The organism is Embleya sp. AB8 (genome assembly GCF_049739465.1).
Classification (GTDB): domain Bacteria; phylum Actinomycetota; class Actinomycetes; order Streptomycetales; family Streptomycetaceae; genus Embleya.
In genome coordinates, this window is sequence record NZ_JBMHHY010000014.1 from 17,122 (window position 1) to 37,067 (window position 19,946).

The window sequence follows — 19,946 nt, forward strand, 5'->3', positions numbered from 1 at the left end:
GCTGGGGTTGTTCGGCCGGACTTCGCGGCTGCGGCCGGGTGATCCCAGCCCGAGGAGCAGCCCGCAGCCAGCAATCGAAACCGCACCAAACTCAGCCTGGCCGGCGTTTGAGACCACTCGGCTGGAGGCTGGCTCCGGGGGTGTTGGCCGGGTGGCGGTTTGCGCGTGGGATCGCGGCAATCTCAGTCTGTCCGGCCGGAGGGCGGTTCGAGGGTGTGGGCCGGCCGCAGCTCATGGGTGGAGCCGCACCAAATTCAGCCTGGCCGGCGTTTGAGGCCACTTGGCCGGAGGCCGGCTCCGGGGGCGTCGGTCGGGCGACAGCCTGTGCGTGGGGCCGCCTCGGGTTCGGCCCGGCCGGGTTGAGGCCAACCGGTCGGAGGTCGGCTCGGTGGCCCGGTCGCAGGTTGCGAGCGGGATTGCAGGAATCCCAGCCCGGCCGGCGTTCGAGGCGGCCCGAGTCGGAGGCCGGGCTCGCTCAGCGAAGGCGCCATGTCGCGCCCAGGACGTCCCCGTTGAAGCGGCCGATCACGCCCAACGGGATGCCCTTCGGGCATACCGCCGTGCATTCGCCCGTGTTGGTGCAGCCGCCGAAGTCCGCGTCGTCGTGGGCGTGGATCATCGCCTCGACCCGGGTGTCCTGCTCCACCTTCCCCTGCGGCAACAGGCCGAGGTGGGTGGCCTTCGCGGCCGTGAACAACATCGCCGAACCGTTCGGGCACGCCGCCACACACGCGCCGCAGCCGATACACGTCGCGGCCTCGAACGCGGCGTCCGCGTCGGCCTTGGGGATCGGCGTCGCGTGTGCCTCGGGCGCCGAGCCGGTGGGCGCGGTCACATACCCGCCCGCCTCGATGATCCGGTCCAGGCCCGACCGGTCCACCACCAGGTCCTTGACCACCGGGAAGGCCGCCGCCCGCCACGGCTCGACGTCGATCGTCTGCCCGTCCCGGAAGTGCCGCAGATGCAACTGGCAGGTCGTGGTGGCCTTCTGCGGCCCGTGCGGCACGCCGTCGATGACCAGACTGCACGCGCCGCAGATCCCCTCGCGGCAGTCGTGGTCGAACGCCACCGGCTCCTCACCGGTCTCGGTGAGCCGCTCGTTGAGCACGTCCAGCAGCTCCAGGAACGACATGTCCGCCGACGCGTCCGGCACGTCGTAGGCGACCATGCCGCCCCGGTCCGCCGGACCCTTCTGCCGCCAGATGCGCAGGGTGAGCTTCATGCGTAGTTCCTCGTGGCCAGGGTGACGTTGTCGAAGGTGAGCTGCTCGCGGTGGAGTACGGGCGGGCCGGCCGTGTACTCCCAGGCGGCAACGTAGGCGAAGGACTCGTCGTCGCGGGCCGCCTCGCCGCCGGGGCTTTGGTGTTCGGTGCGGAAGTGGCCGCCGCAGGACTCCTCGCGGTGCAGCGCGTCCAGGCACATCAGCTCGGCGAGTTCGAGGAAGTCGGCGACCCGACCGGCCTTTTCCAGGGACTGGTTCAACCCCGCGCCGGTGCCCGGGACCCGCAGGCGCGTCCAGAACTCCTCGCGCAGCTTCGGGATTCGGGCCAGTGCCTCGCGCAGCCCGGCCGCGTCGCGCTCCATGCCGCACTTCTCCCACATCAGCAGGCCCAGTTCGCGATGGAAGTGGTCCGCGGACAGGTCGCCGTCGATCGCCAGCAGCCGCTTGACCCGGTCCTGGACCCCCGCCTGGGTGGCCACCAGTTCCGGATCGTCCGCGTCCACCGCCCCGAACGGCCCCGCCGCCAGATAGTGGGTGAGCGTGGTCGGCAGCACGAAGTAGCCGTCGGCCAACCCCTGCATCAACGCCGACGCGCCCAGCCGGTTCGCGCCGTGGTCGGAGAAGTTGGCCTCGCCGATCACGAACAACCCCGGGATGGTGGACTGGAGGTCGTAGTCGACCCACAACCCGCCCATCGTGTAGTGCACCGCCGGATAGATCCGCATCGGCACGGTGTACGGGTCCTCGCCGGTGATCCGCTCGTACATCGCGAACAGGTTCCCGTACTTCTCCTCGACCGCCGCCGCGCCCAACCGCTCGATGGCGTCGGCGAAGTCGAGGTAGACGCCCAGCCCGCCCGGACCCACCCCGCGCCCCTCGTCGCAGACCCGCTTGGCCGCGCGCGAGGCGATGTCGCGCGGGACCAGGTTGCCGAACGCCGGATACATGCGCTCCAGGAAGTAGTCCCGCTCCGCCGCCGGGATGCTCCCGGGCGCACGGGTGTCACCCCCGGTGGTAGGCACCCACACCCGGCCGTCGTTGCGCAGCGACTCGCTCATCAGGGTGAGCTTGGACTGGTGTTCCCCCGAGACCGGGATACAGGTCGGGTGGATCTGGGTGAAGCACGGATTGGCGAACAGCGCGCCGCGCCGATGCGCGCGCCAGATCGCACTCGCGTTGCAGCCCATCGCGTTGGTGGACAGGAAGTAGGCGTTGCCGTAGCCGCCGGTGGCCAGTACGACCGCCTCGGCCAGGTGGGTGGACACCTCGCCGGTGACCAGATCGCGCACCACCACCCCGCGCGCCCGCCCGTCCACCACCACCAGGTCGAGCATCTCGGTGCGCGCGTATACCGTCACGTTGCCCGCCGCGACCTGCCGGGACATCGCCTGGTAGGCGCCGAGCAACAACTGCTGCCCGGTCTGCCCACGTGCGTAGAAGGTCCGGGAGACCTGCGCGCCGCCGAACGAACGGGTGTCGAGCAGGCCGCCGTAGTCGCGCGCGAACGGCACCCCCTGGGCCACACACTGGTCGATGATCTGCGTGCTCACCTCGGCCAGCCGATGCACATTGGACTCGCGGGCGCGGAAGTCGCCGCCCTTGATGGTGTCCTTGAACAGCCGGGCCACACTGTCCCCGTCGCCCCGGTAGTTCTTGGCCGCGTTGATCCCACCCTGCGCGGCGATGCTGTGCGCGCGGCGCGGCGAGTCCTGGTAGCAGAACGAGGTGACGGGATGGCCGAGTTCGGCCAGCGTCGCGGCGGCGGAGGCCCCCGCCAATCCGGTGCCCACCACGATCACCGGCAGCCGGCGCCGATTCGCCGGGTTGACCAGCCTCGCGGCCAGCCGGCGCTGCTCCCACCGCTCGGCCAACTCACCGTCCGGCGCGGCGTGGTCGGCGATCTCCGAGCCGACGGTGTAGTTCGCGTACTCGGTGTCCTCGCCGGCGCCGACAGTGCCGACCGCGCCGATGGAGTCGATGCCCATCACGTTCACCCCACGATTCCGACGGTCACGGCGAACGGCACGGACAGGAATCCGACCGTCATCAACACGGCGTAGCCGGTCGCGATCCGACCCATCAGCCGCTCGGTGCCCGGCCGTTGCCGGCCGAGCGTGCGGGTCATGCTCCACACGCCGTGGCGCAGATGGAAACCGACCGCGAGCACCGCGACCGTGTAGATCGCGGAGATGTACCAGTGTTCGAAGTCGGTGGTGACGTTCGTGTACGGCTTGCCCGAGGCGCCGGTCGGGTTGGCCACCCCCACGGTCAGGTCGAGCAGGTGGTAGACCACGAACAGCGCGATGATCACCCCGCCCCAGCGCATCGTGCGCGCGGCGTACGAGCCCTGGACGGGCGGACGGTGCACGTACTTGACCGGGCGGGCCCGACGGGCGCGCCGGGTGAGCAGGATCGCCATCGCCATGTGCACGACCACGCTCACCGTCAGCCCCACCCGGACGATCCACAGGGTGCCCTCGTGCGGGACCAGCGGCTCGCCGATGGTGCGGAGCCAGTGCGCGTAGTGGTCGAAGCTCGACTCGCCGAAGAAGATCTTCAGATTGCCCAGCATGTGGGCGGTCAGATAGGCAAGGAGCACGGCACCGCTGAGCGCCATCGCGATTTTCATCAGGACGGTCGAGCGATGCGACGCTCCCTGCCTGCGCCGCCCGGCGGATGCGGGAGCGCGGGTCAGGGTCGCCATACGTTTGACGGTAGGGGGACCAAGGTCATGCCGTCCAAGATCGGAAATGCCTTGTATCGATAGCCCGAGGCTATGCCAGGCTTGGGGTATGCAGTTCCAGCAGCTGGTCTACTTCGTCGCGGTCGCCGAGACCCGACACTTCACCCGCGCGGCGGCCCGCACCCATGTCGCGCAACCGTCGTTGTCCAAGCAGATCCGGGCCCTGGAGCACGAGTTGGGGGCCGAACTGTTCACCCGGGTACGCGGCAACATCGCGCTCACCCCGGCGGGGGAGCGGTTGTTGCCGATCGCCCGGCGGATCCTGGCGGACGTGGAGGTGGCCCATCTGGAGGTGGCCGAACTGGTCGGGCTGCGCTCGGGCCGGGTGCGGATCGGGGCCACGCCGTCGTTGTCGGCGAGCCTGCTGGCCGAGGTGCTGCGCAGCTTCCAGGCCCGCTACACCGGCATCCGGCTGCTGGTCGACGAGAACGGCTCACGCGACCTGGTCCGCTCGCTGCTGGGCGGTGATCTGGACCTGGCGCTGATCGTGGTGCCGCCGCAGGGGGTCGGTGCGGCGCTGTCCACCGAGCCGCTGCTGCGCGAGGACCTGGTGCTCGCCGGCACGCCGCCGGTGGCCGGTCCGACGGTGCCGATCGCGGCGCTGCGCGGGGTGCGTCTGGTGATGTTCCGGGACGGCTACGACCTGCGCGAGGCGACCCTGAGGGCCTGTCACGAGGCGGGCTTCGAGCCGGAGTTCGCGATCGAGGGGGGCGAGATGGACGCGGTCCTGCGGTTCGTGGAGGTGGGCCTGGGACCGGCCATCGTGCCGAGCATGGTGCTCGCCGGGCGGCCCGGGCTGACCGCGACGCCGCTCGCCGCGCCCGGGCTGTCCCGCACCATCGCCCTGGCCCACCGCAGCGATGCCGCGCTCACCCACGCGGCCCGGGCGTTCCGGGACGAACTGCGGGTGTTCCTCACTCCCGAGCGGCTGCCGGTCGGCGTCGAACGCATCGGCGGCGCCGGCGGATGATCCCCGTCGCGCCGCCGGGATCCACCGGACCGGACCTACCCGCCGGGCGGCTCAGCCCAGCGGCACGATCAGGCACGTGGTGGTCGCCGTCGCGAGCAACCGGCCCTGGTGGTCCGTGAGTTCGGCCTCGGCGGTGCGGATGGTCCGACCGCGGTGGATCACCCGGCCCTCGGCCCGCAGCTTGCTGCCGTCCAGCGGGCCCGGACGCAGGTAGCGCACCGAGATGTCCAGCGACGTGTATCCGGTCGCCGGCGGCAGTGTGGTGTGCACCGCACAGCCCATCGCCGAGTCGAGCAGTGTCGCCGCGATGCCGCCGTGCATGCTGCCGATCGGGTTGGCGAACTCGGGGCGGGCAGACGCGCTGAACACGATCCGGCCGTCCTCGACCTCCTCCGGCTCCATGCCGATGAACGGGCCGATCCCGGTGGGCATGCCGTGGTCTCGCAGTGCCTGGAGCTGCTCCAGGCCGGTCGGTCCCGCGGTCGACGACGCAGTGCTCATGTCCGAACCCCTCACTCACCCGAGTTGACGCCGTCAAGTTGACAACGTCAACTCGGCGGCTGTCAACTGGCACGGTGCCTGCCACCAGCCGCTCTCGCACCCGCACCCGGGCCCGCCCCGGCGACGGGGCGCTGCTCCGGGACGAGATCCTGCGGGCCGCCACCGCGCTGCTCGACGAGGCCGGCGACGAGTCCGCGCTGACGCTGCGCGCGGTCGCCGCCCGGGTGGGGGTGACCACGCCGTCGGTCTACCTGCACTTCGCAAACAAGCAGGAGCTGGTCGAAGCGGTCTGCCTGGCGGTGTGGGAGGACCTGGGGCGGCGGATGCGCGAGGCGGGGGCCGGCATCGAGGATCCCTACCAGTCGATGCGCCGGCGCGGCGCCGCGTTCGTCCGCTTCGGGTTGGCGCACCCGGTGCAGTACCGCCTGTTGATGATGCGCCCCCGCGCCGGTACGGCGACCGGGTGGACCGCGGCGGACGCGTGTTTCACCTATGTCGGCGAGGCGATCCGACCGTGTCTGGAGGCGGGGGTCCTGGTCGGCGAACCGACCCGGTTGACCCTGCAGATGCTCGCGGCCCTGCACGGCCTGGTCGCGCTCTACCTCGCGCAGCCGGATTATCCGTGGCCGGACGACGTGGAGACCATGGCCGACGAGGTGACCCGGATGGCCGGCCTGGGCTCGGCGCTCGCCGGGCGACTGCGCGGTCCGGGGCCGGCACCGAGTACGAGCGCGTTCACGGCCGGATTCGACGCGCTCGCCGACCGACTGCGGCAGCCGGGAGACACGTAGGCGGGACCACGTAGCCGGGATACGAGGGTGGGAGACCCGCAGCCGCGGCGGGGTCGGCACCGGCGGACCCCGGGAGGCGCGGTACCGAAGTGCGCGAAGCCGCCGGTCGAACCCGGCGGCGGCGCGGCCGAATACGGCGAACCCGCAGGCTGTCGACCCGCGGATGGTGGGGCCGAAGACGACAGGCCCGAAGACAACAGGCCCGAAGACGACGGACCCGAGGGCGGCGGACCCGAGGGCGGCGGGCCGCTCCCGTAGCGGCAGGCGGGGGAGACGGCCGCGCGCCCGATGGGTGCCGGGTCAGCTGCCCTTACGCTTCTCCGCCTGCTTCTTCACCTTCTCGACGATCGACTTGACCTTGTCCGGGTTCTGCTTGGCGTAGTCGGTCGCCTTCTTGATCAGTTTGTCGAGACCGGACATGACGCCCACTCCTTGTTTCGTGCGGACGCGGGCGCGCCGATCGCGCCCCGCCGCGCTGCTTCGGTGTTGTGCTGGTGCAGGATCAACCGCGAACCGGGTCGAATCGTTCCCTCGATCCGTCCCCTCATTCGTCCCCTGATCCGACGTCAGGGCCGCACCGAAAGCGGTGCGGCCCTGAAGCGCGGCTCGTACGCGTGCTGCGCCCGAGCGGGAACCCCCGGAGGGGAGCCGACTCAGACGTTGACGCCGAAGTCCTTCGCGATGCCCGCCAGACCCGAGGCGTAGCCCTGGCCGACCGCGCGGAACTTCCATTCGTTGGCGTTGCGGTAGAGCTCGCCGAAGACCATCGCGGTCTCCGTGGACGCGTCCTCGGTGAGGTCGTAGCGCGCGAGCTCGTTGTTGTCCGCGCGGTTGACGACCCGGATGTACGCGTTGCGCACCTGGCCGAACGACTGGTCCCGGGCCACCGCGTCGTGGATGGAGACCGGGAAGACGATCCGCTGGACGTCGCCCGGCACCGAGGAGAGGTCGACGTTGACGGTCTCGTCGTCGCCTTCGCCCTCGCCGGTGAGGTTGTCACCGGTGTGCTGGACCGAGCCGTCGGGGCTGGTCAGGTTGTTGTAGAAGACGAAGTGCAGATCGGACAACACCCGACCGTCGTTGCCGAGCAGCAGTGCGCTCGCGTCGAGGTCGAAGTCCGCACCGGTCGTGCTGCGCGCATCCCATCCGAGACACACCGCGACGGCGGTGAGACCGGGTGCGGCCTTGGACAGGGATACGTTGCCGCCCTTGGCGAGACTGACTCCCATGGCAGTGCTTCCTTCCCTCGTGCATATCGGGGTACAGGCGGGTCGGGTGATCACGCGACGGCCGCCCGATGGGTAAATCTACAGGAATGTAGAAGCCCGGCGTGCGCCGGCGCGACGCGCGCCTGCCGCGCGATGTTCGATCGCCACAGCAGTGATACCCCATCCCACCACGGGCGGACGACAACGGGCGGCCGAACTCTCGGTGCGCCGCTCTCGTTTCGGCCGCGTCGCCACCCGATCGGGTCGACCCGCGCGCCGCGAACCCGCCGCCGTGGCTGGGGGATTCACCCGGCCGAGGACTCCGCGCGCCGCTGGCCGGGGACGCGGGCGGACAATCGGAACACCTCGTCGTCGACGCCCGTGCTCAGCGTCCCGCCGAGCGCGGCCAATCGCCCGACCAGCGAGCCGAGGCCCATACCGGCCGTGGTCGGCACCGGCCCGGGCGCGGCGCGGACCCCGTCGTTGGTCAGCACCAGGACGACCGCGCCGTCCGGATCGACCGACGCGGTGATCGCGCACCGGCTCGCGGTGCTGTGCCGCAGGATGTTGGTCGCACCCTCGCGCAGCACGGTGGCCAGCACCGTGTCCGTCCCGGTGGGCAACTCGCCCACGTCGACGGCGACCTCGACCACCATTCCGGCCGCGGCCAGGACCCCTCGGGCGGCGCACGCCTCGACCGCAAGGGACATCCCGCGATACCCGCCCGCGACGGTGTCCACGTCGGTCAGCGCCTGCCGGGCCATGGCCAACCCGGCGGCCAGGCGAGCGGCGGCCTGCTCCGGATCGCGGTCGGCGAAGCGCAGCGCCAGTTGGCTCTCCAACACCAGCGCGGACAGGCTGAAGCCGAGCAGATCGTGCAGGTCGTGGCCGAGCCGCAAGCGCTCGCGCGCCACCCGGGCCGCCGCCAGGTCAGCGCGCGCCGCGCCCAGCGCCCGAGCCAGGTCGGCCATCCGGACCAGCCCGTAGACCAGCGCGGCCCGCTCCAGGATCCACACCACGTGATAGACGTGATCGAGCGCGGTCGGACTCCAGGTACCGAAGTACACGTCGTGGCACGCGAAGGCGGCCACCGCGAGCACCCGCCACGGCCCGCGCAGCAACACCAGCGCGATCCCGGCCAGGAACAGCCCGACCGACCAGGTCTTGGCGTCGAACACCGCGAGCGGCGCGTAGGCGAGCACGACCTGTGCCGCGAACGTCCACCGCCACCCCCGGGGCCGCCCACCCGGGGCCGGCGTGCAGTTGCGGATATACAGCGCGACGAACGCGGTCAGCAACCCCACGAACAGCGCCCACCGGCCCGGCGAGTGGTGCCCCGCCGCCAGGACCCGCAGCGGCAGCGGCACGATCAGCAGGATCAGGATCACCACTCGCAGCACCGACACCGCGCGCGGCGTGGGCTCGGCGGCGATCGGGGCCGGCGGCGCGTTCTCGTCCTGGCGGTGGGCGTGTGCGAAGGCCCGCGCCCGGGTCATCGCGTCGCGCGCCTCGGCCAACGCCTCGGTCAGCGCCGGCCGGGCCTGCTCGGGGCGTTCGCGCAGCCCGGCGAGCAGCGCGTCCCCGCGCTCGACGATCCGGGTCAGACTCGCCCCGACGCCGTCGGTGAGCTGCCGGGCGAAGCCCAGCCGTTCGCGGGCCACCTCGGCCTCGGCGAGCGCGGTCCGGGTCGCGGTCAGCGCGGCGACCAGATCGGCCAGACCGGCCGGCGCGTAGACCGCCAGGCCGACCAGCGCGGCCTGGCCCACCACCAGGTACAGCGCCTCGACCACCGTCGGCCGCACCGCCAGGGCGACCGGGACCTGTGCCACGAGCACCGCCGCGAAGCCGGCCCAGCCCGCCCACGCGGGCCGCAGCAGGAGCAGCGCCGCGCCCGCCAGGAAGCCCGGATTGCCGTACCAGGTCTCGTGGAACCACGTCATCGGCAGATAGGTGAGCACGGCCTGCGCGCCGAGCGTCCACATCCACCCCACCGGCCGCGAGCCGTCCGCCGGACGTACGCAGTTGCGCAGGTGCAGTGCGACCAGCGCGAGCAGCAGTACCAGCGCGGTCGCCTTGGCGGCGGTGGACAACCGGGTCGACTCGACCAGCCCGACGAACCCGCCGAAGAAGAACCCGCAGGTGACCACCACGATCACCACGCGCGCCAACAGCAGCGCCGGCGCGGCATCCTCCCGGGGCCCGGAGGGGGGACCGGACGCCGACCTCGGACCGGTCCCGCCGCCGCCGAACCGGGCACCCACGGCGGCCCGTATCGCGTCGCGGCGACCACTCGGCGCCATCCCTGTCCCCCGTGCCGTTCCCTGGTCGTTCCCGGATCCCGATGCCGTCCGCGACGACCCGTTCGAGCCCGTCGATCACCCCGGCCCGCCCCCGGGGCCGGCGTCCGCCTCGACGGCAGGGCAAACCGTACCGACCGGACATCCGATCGTTGCCCCGGGGTGGTCCGGGCGCACCCGTCACCCGCACGGATCACCCCGCTGGCGCGGTCCGGTGACCGGCCCGACGGTTGCGGGAGGTATTGGGTCCGGTCGACCAGGAAACGAGGCGCCCATGTTTGCGGCCCTGGGCAGGTTCGTCGTACGCAGGCCCTGGTGGGTGATCCTGGCGTGGGTGATCGCCGCCGGCCTGGTGATCGGCCTCGCGCCGAAGTTGACCTCCTCGACCGACGAGAAGAGCTTCCTGCCCAAGTCCTACGAGTCGGTCCGGGCCTCCGACCTGCGCAACCAGTCGTTCCCGCAGCAGGAGAACGTGGGCGCGATGATCGTCTTCCAGCGCGCCGACGGCAAGCCGCTGACCCCGGCGGACAGCGCCTTGGTGGCCAGGATTTCCGCCGCGGAGTCGGCGCGCAGGATCAAGGACGTGCTCGCGGTGACGCCGGGTCAGGTCTCCCCGAACGGGCTTGTGCAGACCGCCACGGTGGCCATGCCGGAGCTCAAGGACCCCAACGACGAGACCCCGCAGGACGCCGTCGAGACGATGCGCAAGGACGTCAAGGCGCAGGTGGCCGGCACCGATCTGACGGTGGGCATCACCGGCTCGGCGGCCACGGCCCTCGACCAACGCGACTCGTCCAAGACCGCCGGCACGCTGGTCGCGGTCGGCACGATCGTGATCATCATCCTGTTGTTGCTGATCATCTTCCGCAGCCCGATCATCGCGCTGCTGCCGGTGATCGTGATCGGGCTGATCTCGCCGATGGCCACCGGCCTGATCGGGTCGGCCAACAAGATCTTCGACCTGAAGGCCGACACCTCGATCGAACAGCTGCTCACCGTGGTGCTGTTCGGGGTGGGCACCGACTACGTGCTGTTCCTGCTCTTCCGCTATCGCGAGGCACTGCGCGAGGGGGACGACGCCAAGAACGGCATGGTGCACGCGTTGTCCCGGGTCGGCGAGGCGATCGCCTCGGCCGCCGCGGCGGTGATCGTGGCGTTCGCCGCGCTGACCCTGTCCACGCTCGGGATGTTGCGCTCGATGGGCCCGGCGCTGGCGATCGCGGTGTTCGTCACACTGCTCGCCGGGCTGACGCTGGTGCCGGCCGTGGTCTCTTTGCTCGGCACGCGCGTGTTCTGGCCGTCCAAGTCGTGGCGGGTGGCGCCGCAGGGCACCGGCTTCGCCCGGTTGGGTCGCGGCATCGGACATCGCCCGGTCGTCTTCGCGGTGATCTCGGCGCTGGTGATGGGGGTGCTCGCGATCGGCGCGCTGGGCTACAAGGCCAACTTCGACCTGGCCGGCTCCTCGCTGCCCTCGGACAAGGAATCCGTGGTGGCGATGAAGAACCTGGAGAAGGGCTTCCCGCCCGGCACCACCGACCCGACCGAGGTCTATCTGAAGTCCACCACCGGGCAGCCGCTCACCCCGGCCGAGCGGGCCCCGTTCGAAGCCGCCCTGAAGCAGGTCAAGGGGGTGGGCTCGGTGGCCGATCCGCTGCTCGCCGGGGACGGGCGGACCGCGTTCTACTCGGTGGTGCTCACCGATTCGCCGGCCACCGACTCGGCGCTGTCCACGATCAAGAACCGGCTGCGGCCGACCCTGCACAACGCGGCACCGGCCGGTACGGAAGCACTGGTGGGCGGGATCACCGCGGTCTACGTGGACATCAACCGCGCGGTGGACCGGGACTACTCGGTGGTCTTCCCGGTCGCGGCGGTGTGCATCATGATCATCCTGGGTCTGCTGCTGCGCAGCCTGGTCGCGCCGTGGTACCTGATGGCCTCGGTGGCGCTGGGCTTCGGCGCCACCCTCGGCGCCACCTCGGTGCTGTTCCAGAAGATCGGCGATCAGCCGGGGCTGATGTTCATGCTCCCGGTGATCATGTACCTGTTCGTGGTCGCGCTGGGCACCGACTACAACATCCTGATGGTCTCGCGCCTGCGCGAGGAGGCCCGCGAGGGGCACAACCCGCACGACGCGGCGGCGGTCGCGGTCAAGCACTCCGGCCCGACCATCGCGGCGGCGGGGGTGATCCTGGCCGGTACCTTCGCCACGCTGATGCTGGCGGGCAACTCGACGTTGTCCCAGATGGGTTTCGCGCTCTCCAGCGGCATCGCGATCGCGGCCTTCATCATGGCGCTGATCTTCACCCCGAGCCTGACCGCGCTGATCGGCCACACCGCATGGTGGCCCGGCCACGGCGACACCAGGCCGGCGGGCAGGTCCGGGCCGGGGAACGAACCGGCGGGCTGAGCGGTACGCCCGGGCCACACGCGGGTCGTCGAGGGTCTCGGCGGCCCGCGTTGCCGGGTCCGGGGCAGGGCAGTGCGCGGGACGGGTGCTGTGTGCGGGTCCGGTCAGGGCAGCAGTACGCGGAAGGCGGCGCCGTGGCCGGGGGCGGTGCGCACCTCCACTCGGCCGCCGTGGGCGTTGACCAGTGCGGCCACGATGGCCAACCCCAGGCCCGAACCGCCGCCGGCGGCTCGGCTGCGGGAGGTGTCGACGCGGTAGAAACGTTCGAAGACGCGCTGCGCGTCGGCCGCGGTCAGGCCGGGGCCGGCGTCGGTGACCTCCAACGCCGCGGATCGTTGCGGGGGCGCGGTGCGGCCCACCGCGATCCGGATCGTGGTACCGGCCGGCGTGTGGGTGAGCGCGTTGGAGACCAGATTGGCCACCACCTGGCGCAGCCGGGACTCGTCGCCGGCCACGGTCACCGGCTGCGCCGGGCCGCCGTCCAGGCCGGTGAGGGTGACCGAGCGGTCCGGGGCCAGGGTCTTGATGTCGTGCACCGCGTCGGCGGCCAGGATGCGCAGGTCCACCGGTTCGTTGCCGAGCGGACGCTGCTCGTCCAGGCGGGCCAGTTGCAGCAGGTCCTCGACCAGGCCGCCCATCCGGATCGCCTCGTCCTCGATCCGGCGCATGGTGCGGGCCACCTCGGCCGGATCGGTGAGCGCGCCCATCCGGTACAACTCGGCGAAGCCGCGCACGCTGGCCAGCGGGGTGCGCAGCTCGTGGCCCGCGTCGGCGACGAACCGGCGCATCCGGGTCTCCGATTCGGCCCGGGCCGCGAACGCGGTCTCGATCTGCGCGAGCATTCCGTTGATCGAGGTGGACAACCGGCCGATCTCGGTCCCCGGCGCGGGCACCGGCACCCGGTGCGACAGGTCGCCGGCCGCGATCGCCGCCGCCGTCTCCTCGATCCGGCGCAGCGGACGCAAGCCCCCGCGCAGCGCGAACCAGCCGGCCGCGGCCAGCACGGTCAGGCAGGACAGCCCGATCACCAGGCACACCGTACGCATCCGGTCGACCGTCGCGCGCACGTCGTTCAGCGGTTCGGCCAGCACCACGCTGCCCTCGCCGGAGGCCATCGGCACCACCAGCACCCGCCAGCGCGCGTCGCCCGTCAGCGAGTCGGTCTCGAACGCACGCCGGCGCAGCGCCAGCACGGCGGCGGTGTCCAACTTCGGTAGCCGGGGCCCGAGTTCCTCCTCGGCGCCGGGCGCGCGCAGCCGCTGTCGGGTGTTGCCGTCCGGGTACAGGTATTCGGCCACGAACCGACTCGGCAACTGGCCGAGCGCGCGCCCGTGCCCCGACCCGCCGGCGCGCGGCTCACCGGGGTGCGACTCGGTGCCGCCGTCGGCGGGCGCGCGAAACGCCATCCCCCGGGCGGCCTGGCCCAGTTGCCGGTCCACCTGATCGGTCAGATAGCCGCGCAGCGACCCCACCACGACCGTCTGGCTGACCAGCAGGGCGACGGTGACCAGGGCCATCGCGATGATCAGCACCCGGACGCGCAGCGACAGCCGGCCCGGATGCGGAAACCTCGGCAAGGCGCGGTCAGGCCGTCGGCTGCGGGCGGCGCAGCACATAGCCGACGCCGCGCACCGTGTGGATCAACTTGACACCGCCCACGTCGAGTTCGACCTTGCGGCGCAGGTAACTGATGTAGGACTCGACGATGCTCAGATCGCCGCCGAAGTCGTACTGCCAGACGTGATCGAGGATCTGGGTCTTGGAGACCACCCGGCCGGTGTTGAGCATCAGATAGCGCAGCAGCTTGAACTCGGTGGGGGACAACTGCACCGGTCGGCCGGCGCGCAGCACCTCGTGGCCCTCCGGGTCGAGTTCGAGGTCGGCGACCACGAGCCGGTTGGAGGCGATCGGGAGGCCCGCGTCGCCGTCCACTCGGCGCAGCACCGCGTGGATGCGCGCGATCAGCTCCTCCAGGCTGAACGGCTTGGTGACGTAGTCGTCGCCGCCCAGGGTCAGTCCGGTGATCTTGTCCTTGGTGGTGTCCTTCGCGGTCAGGAACAACACCGGCAGCCGGGTGCCGTCCGCGCGCAGTCGGCGGACCACCTCGAAGCCGTCCAGGTCGGGCAACATCACGTCCAGCACGACCAGGCTCGGCCGACAGCGGGCGACCGCCGCCAGCGCGTCGGCGCCGTCCGCCGCCGAATCCACCTCGAAGCCGGCGAACCGCAGGCTCGCGGAGAGCAGTTCGCGGATGTTGGGCTCGTCGTCGACGACCAGGAGGCGTGGCCGGGCGCCCGTCTCGGTGGGCGTGGCCATCTCAGCCCGCCCCGCCCGCGCCGCCGGCGGCACCGCCGCGACTGCCCGTGCCGGTGCCCTGGGTGACCGCGGTCGCGGTCACCGAGCCGTCGGCGCCGGTGGCGCCGCGCACCACGACGGTGTCGCCGGGTTTGAGATCGACGGTTTTGCCGTCCCTGGTGACCTGGATCCTCGTGCCCGCGTCGGTCTTCACCTTGACGATGTTGCCGGTCGAATCTGAGACGTAGATGAAAGAGTCGTCGACGACCTTCACCGTCCCGGTGGTCAGGTCCGCCGCGGCGCCGGCGCCGAGCGGGCCGCCGCCGGTTCGGCCGCCGCCCGGCTGGGCGCCGCCGGGCGCCGAACCGCCGCCGGCCGCGCGGGCGTACGGATTGGCGCCCGGCTGTCCGGCGCTTTGGCCACTGCCGCCGCCGTGGTCCTTCTGTACCTCGACCCCGGCCAAAAAGCTCACCGACAGGAGCACGCCCGCGCCCAGGGCCAGGGTGAGGGTGGGCAGCCGGCGGCGCGGCGGGGCGGCGAGTTCGGCGGCCACATCGCGGGCCGCCGGTGGGCGGCCGAGGATGTCCTCCGGGGATTCGTCCCAGGCCGGATCCGGCCGGTTCGGGTGGGGCCCGTCGGCGGCTTCCGGCTCGGTCCGGAAGCCGCCGACGAACCCGGGCTCGGCCGCCTCGTTCGCCGCCGACCCGGGGTCGCCGGGTTCGGGGAGGCGGGAACGGGGGCCGAGGGCTGCGGGGTCGGACGCGGTGGGGTCGGGTGCGGGAGGTTCGGGTCGGGCCGGGCCGGGGAGGGCGGCCGACGGCCGGGTGTCGCGTGGGTCGAGGCTGTGCTTCGGCGTCATGGTCTCGGTTCTCCTCCTGGAACGGCAGGGGCGGTCGCACGGCGGGGCGCGCGCGAACGGGCGGGGCGGTCGGGCTATTCGTGTCGCAGCGCCTCGATCGGTCGCAACGACGCGGCGCGCGCGGCCGGGTAGCCGCCGAAGAACAGGCCGATCGCGACCGATACGGCGAACGAGCCGACCACCGAACTCGGCACCACGACCGGCGCGATCCCGACCACCTCGAAGCGCGCCGCGAACAGCCCGGCGGCCACCCCCAGACCGCCGCCGAGCACCGACAACAGCGTGGACTCGGCCAGGAACTGGCCCAGGATCGCCCCGCGCGGCGCGCCGATCGCCTTACGGATCCCGATCTCGCGGGTCCGCTCGGCGACCGTGACGAGCATGATGTTGGTGATCCCGATCCCGCCGACCAGGAGCGAGATCGCCGCGACCGCCGCGAGCAGCACGGTGAAGGTCTTGTTGGTCTCGTCGTTGGCGCTCAGCAGGGACTGCTGGTTGGTGATCCGGAAGTCGCTCTGGGCGGAATTGGTGATCTTGTGCCGGTTGTTCAGGATCGAGGTGACCTCGTCCTGGGCGAGGGTGGTGTCCGCCGACGAGGTCGCCTGGACCGCGATCGCGCCGAGCGAGCCGTAGCCGGTCAGGCTGTCCCGCATCGTGGTCACCGGCAGCACGATCGTGTCGTCGGCGTCCGCCGCGCCGTTGCCGCCCTTGGTCTTGAGCACGCCGGCGACCCGGAACGGTACGCCGCCGACCAGGATCTCCTTGTCGATCGGGTTCTCCGTACCGAACACGTTCTCCACCGTGGTGCTGCCCAGGATCGCCACCTTGCGGCGCGCGCTCACGTCCTCGGCGCCGAACAGGGTGCCCTGGCCCAGGTCGTGGTTGGTGGTGTCGAACCAGTCCGGCGTGGTGCCGACGATCTGGGACACGGTGACCGACTGGCCGGCGTAGGTGATGCTCTGCGACGTGATCTGCACCGGCGCGGCCGACTTCACGTGTGGGGCCAGAGTCTTGTCGACGAGTGCCTGGGCGTCGTCCGGGGTGAGGTCCTTGAGTGTGCCGCCCTGGCCGGCCGCGCCGAATCGGCCGCCGCCGGCGGTGTGCGAGATGGTGAGCAGGTTGGTGCCGAGCCGCTGGATCGAGGCCTGGACCGATTTGGACGAGCCGTTGCCGACCGCCACCAGCAGGATCACCGCGGCGACGCCGATCAGTACGCCGAGCATGGTCAGCGCGGTGCGGATCTTGTTCGCGGCCAGACCCAGGACGGCGAACCGGAGGACTTCGACGGGGTTCACCGGCGAGGACCTTCCCCGAGCGAGCCGGCGGGTACCGGCCCGGACGCGGGGGGTGGGGTTCGTCGTTCGTCGGACACCACCAGGCCGTCGACCAGGCGCAGGACCCGTTCGGCGCGGGCGGCCACCTCGTCCTCGTGGGTGATGATCACGATGGTGCGGCCGGCCGCGTGCAGTCGGTCCAGGATGCCGAGCACCTCGGCGGTGCTGTGGCTGTCCAGGTTGCCGGTCGGCTCGTCGGCGAGCAGCAGGGCGGGCGCGGTGACCAGGGCCCGGGCCAGCGCGACCCGCTGCTGCTGGCCGCCGGAGAGTTCGTTGGGCGCGTGATCGGTGCGGTCGGCCAGGCCGACCAGGTCGAGTGCGGCCAGTGACCGGCGGCGGCGCTCCTTGGCGCGCACCCCGGCGTAGGACAGCGGGAGTTCGACCTGGGCGAGCGCGCTGGTGCGCGGGATCAGGTTGAACGACTGGAAGACGAAGCCGATCCGGCGATTGCGGACCAGGGCGAGTTGGTGCTCGTCCAGTCGGCCGACGTCCAGGCCGTCGAGCAGATAGCGGCCCGAGGTGGGTACGTCCAGGCAGCCGAGCACGTTCATCAGCGTCGACTTGCCCGAGCCCGAACTGCCCATGATGGCCACGTATTCGCCGAGTTCGATGGTCAGGTCGACGCCGCGCAGGGCGTGCACGGAGGCGGCGCCGTGGCCGTAGGACTTGGTCACCGCGCGGACGTCGATGACCGGCGCGGGACGCGCCGCGGCCGGCCCGCTCATCGGGAACCGCCACGCGGGAAGCCGCCGCCGGACGCGCCGCCGCCACCGGTGATGCCGCCGCCGGTGAGCGCGCCGGCGCCGGGGAAGCCGGCTCCGCCGCCGGTGCCGCCTCGGGTGGACTGGCCGGCACGGCCCGAGGTCGAACCGGCGGTGCCACCGGTGGTCGCGACGGTGCCGAGCACGATCTCGTCGCCCTCGGCCAGGCCGGTGAGGATCTGCGTGGTCTGGTCGCCCACCACGCCGACGGTCACCGGGCGACGCTGCTCGACGCCGTTGACCAGGACCCGTACCGAGGCGGTGCTGCCGGTCCCGGTACTCGCGCCGGTGAGGGCCGTGGAGGGCACCTGCAACGCGTTGTCCGCCTGGGCGACGATCACCGAGATGTTCGCGGTCTGCCCGGTGCGCAGCGCGGATACGTCGCCGTCCAGGGCGATGGTCGCGCCGTACTTGACCGAGCCCGCCGAACCGCCGCTGTCCGGCAGCGGATTGACGCTGACCACCTTGGCGTTCAGCCGGATCGCCGAGTTCACGTTGAGCGTCACCGTGGCGGGTTGGCCGGCCTTGACCTTGGCGGCGTCGGCCTCGGGGAAGGACACCTTGGTCTCCATGCCGGTCGGGTTGGCGAGTACCACGAAACCGGTCACGGTGCTGCCCGACGAGGTGGCGCCGCCGCCACCGCCCTGGCCCTGACTCTGGCCGTTGCCGCCGGTGCCGGACGAGCCGGAACCGCCGCCGCCGGCCGCCGAGACGGTGTCGCCGACCTTGCCGGACACCGATGCGACCACGCCGGCGGAGGGCGCGGTGAGTACACAACCGTCCAGGGCCCGCTGTGCGTCGGCGACCTTGTTGTTCGCCGCGACCAGGGCCGACTCGGCCTGGCTCACCGCCGCCGCGTCGACCGTCGTGCTCGGCGTCGGGGTGGCCGCCGGCGTCTTGGTGATGGTGACGGTGATGGTCGGGTGCGGCTGGGTGACGGGAGGCGACGAGGACCTGGGCGGCGCCGTCGTGGGCGTGGTGGTTGGCACATCGTCGGGGCCGGCGGTGCCTGGGTGGCCGCCGGTGCCGCCGGTGCCGCCGCGCAGCGCGGTGTTCTGGATGTCCGTGCCCTGATTGCCCCCGCCACCGCCGTTGCCGCCGCCGCCGTTCTGCGGGACCGGGGTGCCGGCCCGCGCCTTGGTGAGGTTCGCCTGGGCCACCGTGACGGCCGCCTGCGCCGCGTCCAGCGTCTCCTGCGCCTGGGTCGGGTCGATCTGCGCGAGGACCTGACCGGCGGTGACGTGGTCGCCGACCTTGACCCCGACCGCGGTGACCCTGCCCGCCGCGGTGAAGCCGACGCCCACGTCCGACGGGGAGGTCAACGATCCGGAGGCGGACACCGTGGCCATGACCGTCCCCTTGGTCACCTTGCCGGTCCGGGCCCGGGTGGCGCGTGCCGAGCCGCCCCCGTCGTCCACGGCCGCGTAGGCGAAGCCGGCACCGGTGAGCATCGCGGTGGCCAGGGCCAGGTTGATCAGGACCGACTTTCGTCGTAGTCGTACACGCCTCATGGCGGCACAGCCTGACCGGGACATGTACCGGAAGCCTGGCCGCCGCCTGGGAGTTGGCCGGCAACGTGGGCTCCACCCGGGCCCGGGTGGCCGGTTCGCGCCCGGCCGAACCGGATCCGAACCGGACAAGTGGTGCGCCCGAACCGGCGGGCCGAGGGCCATTTCGAGTCGGGCTCTCAGCGAACTCCCAGGCGGCGCGCGGCCGGCGGCCATCCGGATCTGCTTGAGTCCGGTGCGGATGGGCGGTGCGCCGTCCGGCGCCGACCCCCGTGTTTTGTGGGAAGGACGTCATGGCGAGGTACCCGGGTCGACCGGCGTGGACCACGAAGGTGGCGCCGGCCGCCGTCGCGGCGCTCGTGTTGTTGCTGGCCGGATGTGGGGGAAGCAGCGGCAAGAGTACGAGTGCCTCGGCCCCGTCGAGTGCCCCGGGCTCGGCGGGCGGCGGTGCGGACGCGACGACGAAGGCGTACGTCGACTGCCTGCGGGCCAACGGGGTCACGATGCCGACCGGACGTCCGGGTGGGGGAGCCCGGTCGTCCGGTCGCCCGTCGAACCGGCCCACCCGGGCGCCGGGGGAACGGCCCACCGGCTTCCCGAGCGGGCGGGCCAATCCGCGCTCGACCGACCCGGCGTTCGTCAAGGCCGAGGAGGCGTGCGCGAAGTTGCGGCCCACGCGCGGTCCCGGCGGCGGGCCCGGCGGGACGGCCGGTCCCGAGCACGGCGGGAACGACTCGGCCGGGCGGGCGTTCGCGAGCTGCCTGCGGGATCACCGGGTCGAGCTGCCGGCGGGTGGGGCGTCCGCCCTCGACCGGGCGGATCCCAAGGTCGCCGAAGCGCTGAAGGTGTGCGAGGCGCTGCTGCCCGCCGCGTCCGGGACGGCGACGGCGACGGAGACGGCGGCGCCGACGACGTAGGCGCGGGGTCGGCCGCCGTCGGGCGACGGGTTCGGTGAGCGGTTTGCCGGCGGGTTCGACAGCCGGCTCGCCCGGTCTGCCCGCGGCCGGGCTCGGCGACGGTGTGAATCCGGCTGAACAGGGCAATCGG

At 72.3% G+C, this 19,946-nt stretch carries 16 protein-coding genes; 4 read left to right on the forward strand and 12 right to left on the reverse strand.

Annotated features, from left to right (window positions below; all coding sequences use genetic code 11):
• Positions 1–475: 475 nt before the first annotated feature.
• Genes ABIA38_RS21480 through ABIA38_RS21490 form a run of 3 tightly spaced genes read right to left on the reverse strand, consistent with a single transcriptional unit; the run spans position 476 to position 3,926 of the window.
• Positions 476–1,222: a succinate dehydrogenase/fumarate reductase iron-sulfur subunit gene (locus tag ABIA38_RS21480; RefSeq protein ID WP_424640363.1), complete on the reverse strand. Its 747-nt coding sequence runs from the start codon at positions 1,220–1,222 to the stop codon at positions 476–478.
• Positions 1,219–3,207 (reverse strand): fumarate reductase/succinate dehydrogenase flavoprotein subunit, encoded by a 1,989-nt coding sequence (locus ABIA38_RS21485; protein WP_424640364.1) that lies wholly within the window; start codon positions 3,205–3,207, stop codon positions 1,219–1,221. Before ABIA38_RS21485 ends, ABIA38_RS21480 begins: the two co-directional genes overlap by 4 nt.
• 5 nt (positions 3,208–3,212) lie before the next feature.
• The gene (locus ABIA38_RS21490) at positions 3,213–3,926 is read right to left on the reverse strand and encodes a succinate dehydrogenase cytochrome b subunit (RefSeq protein WP_424640365.1); all 714 of its coding nucleotides are present in this window, start codon (positions 3,924–3,926) and stop codon (positions 3,213–3,215) included.
• Positions 3,927–4,014: 88 nt separating this feature from the next.
• Here ABIA38_RS21490 and ABIA38_RS21495 point away from each other — a divergent pair, with 88 nt between their 5' ends.
• The gene (locus ABIA38_RS21495) at positions 4,015–4,935 is read left to right on the forward strand and encodes a LysR family transcriptional regulator (protein WP_424640366.1); all 921 of its coding nucleotides are present in this window, start codon (positions 4,015–4,017) and stop codon (positions 4,933–4,935) included.
• Positions 4,936–4,986: 51 nt separating this feature from the next.
• Here ABIA38_RS21495 and ABIA38_RS21500 read toward each other — a convergent pair whose 3' ends face one another.
• The gene (locus ABIA38_RS21500; protein ID WP_424640367.1) at positions 4,987–5,436 is read right to left on the reverse strand and encodes a PaaI family thioesterase; all 450 of its coding nucleotides are present in this window, start codon (positions 5,434–5,436) and stop codon (positions 4,987–4,989) included.
• Between the two features lie 74 nt (positions 5,437–5,510).
• On the opposite strand from ABIA38_RS21500, the gene ABIA38_RS21505 reads away from it, so the two are divergent.
• Positions 5,511–6,227 carry a TetR/AcrR family transcriptional regulator gene (locus ABIA38_RS21505; RefSeq protein WP_424640368.1) on the forward strand — a complete coding sequence of 239 codons (717 nt, stop codon included), beginning with the start codon at positions 5,511–5,513 and terminating at the stop codon, positions 6,225–6,227.
• A 653-nt stretch (positions 6,228–6,880) separates the two neighbouring features.
• Here ABIA38_RS21505 and ABIA38_RS21510 read toward each other — a convergent pair.
• Complete coding sequence (locus tag ABIA38_RS21510; protein ID WP_424640369.1) at positions 6,881–7,456, reverse strand: TerD family protein; 576 nt, start codon at positions 7,454–7,456, stop codon at positions 6,881–6,883.
• A 284-nt stretch (positions 7,457–7,740) separates the two neighbouring features.
• Positions 7,741–9,735 (reverse strand): histidine kinase, encoded by a 1,995-nt coding sequence (locus ABIA38_RS21515; RefSeq protein WP_424640370.1) that lies wholly within the window; start codon positions 9,733–9,735, stop codon positions 7,741–7,743.
• Between the two features lie 271 nt (positions 9,736–10,006).
• Between ABIA38_RS21515 and ABIA38_RS21520 the strand changes: the two genes are divergently transcribed.
• Entirely contained in the window at positions 10,007–12,142 is a 2,136-nt protein-coding gene (locus ABIA38_RS21520; RefSeq protein WP_424640371.1) for an MMPL family transporter, read from the forward strand.
• Positions 12,143–12,246: 104 nt separating this feature from the next.
• Here ABIA38_RS21520 and ABIA38_RS21525 read toward each other — a convergent pair whose 3' ends face one another.
• The 6 genes from ABIA38_RS21525 to ABIA38_RS21550 all read right to left on the reverse strand — a co-directional run bounded on the left by ABIA38_RS21525 (position 12,247) and on the right by ABIA38_RS21550 (position 18,902).
• Positions 12,247–13,719 carry a sensor histidine kinase gene (locus ABIA38_RS21525; RefSeq protein ID WP_424640372.1) on the reverse strand — a complete coding sequence of 491 codons (1,473 nt, stop codon included), beginning with the start codon at positions 13,717–13,719 and terminating at the stop codon, positions 12,247–12,249.
• Between the two features lie 7 nt (positions 13,720–13,726).
• Positions 13,727–14,458, reverse strand: coding sequence for a response regulator transcription factor (locus ABIA38_RS21530; RefSeq protein ID WP_424640373.1), 732 nt, complete (start codon positions 14,456–14,458; stop codon positions 13,727–13,729).
• Between the two features lies 1 nt (position 14,459).
• On the reverse strand, positions 14,460–15,296 hold the full coding sequence (locus ABIA38_RS21535) for a hypothetical protein (RefSeq protein WP_424640374.1): 837 nt from the start codon (positions 15,294–15,296) through the stop codon (positions 14,460–14,462).
• A 74-nt stretch (positions 15,297–15,370) separates the two neighbouring features.
• On the reverse strand, positions 15,371–16,591 hold the full coding sequence (locus ABIA38_RS21540) for an ABC transporter permease (RefSeq protein ID WP_424640375.1): 1,221 nt from the start codon (positions 16,589–16,591) through the stop codon (positions 15,371–15,373).
• A complete protein-coding gene (locus tag ABIA38_RS21545) occupies positions 16,588–17,355 on the reverse strand; it encodes an ABC transporter ATP-binding protein (RefSeq protein WP_424640376.1) in 768 nt (255 codons plus the stop codon). Before ABIA38_RS21545 ends, ABIA38_RS21540 begins: the two co-directional genes overlap by 4 nt.
• Positions 17,352–18,902: an efflux RND transporter periplasmic adaptor subunit gene (locus tag ABIA38_RS21550; RefSeq protein ID WP_424640377.1), complete on the reverse strand. Its 1,551-nt coding sequence runs from the start codon at positions 18,900–18,902 to the stop codon at positions 17,352–17,354. Before ABIA38_RS21550 ends, ABIA38_RS21545 begins: the two co-directional genes overlap by 4 nt.
• A gap of 290 nt (positions 18,903–19,192) precedes the next feature.
• Between ABIA38_RS21550 and ABIA38_RS21555 the strand changes: the two genes are divergently transcribed.
• Entirely contained in the window at positions 19,193–19,816 is a 624-nt protein-coding gene (locus ABIA38_RS21555; RefSeq protein WP_424640378.1) for a hypothetical protein, read from the forward strand.
• Positions 19,817–19,946 lie beyond the last annotated feature (130 nt).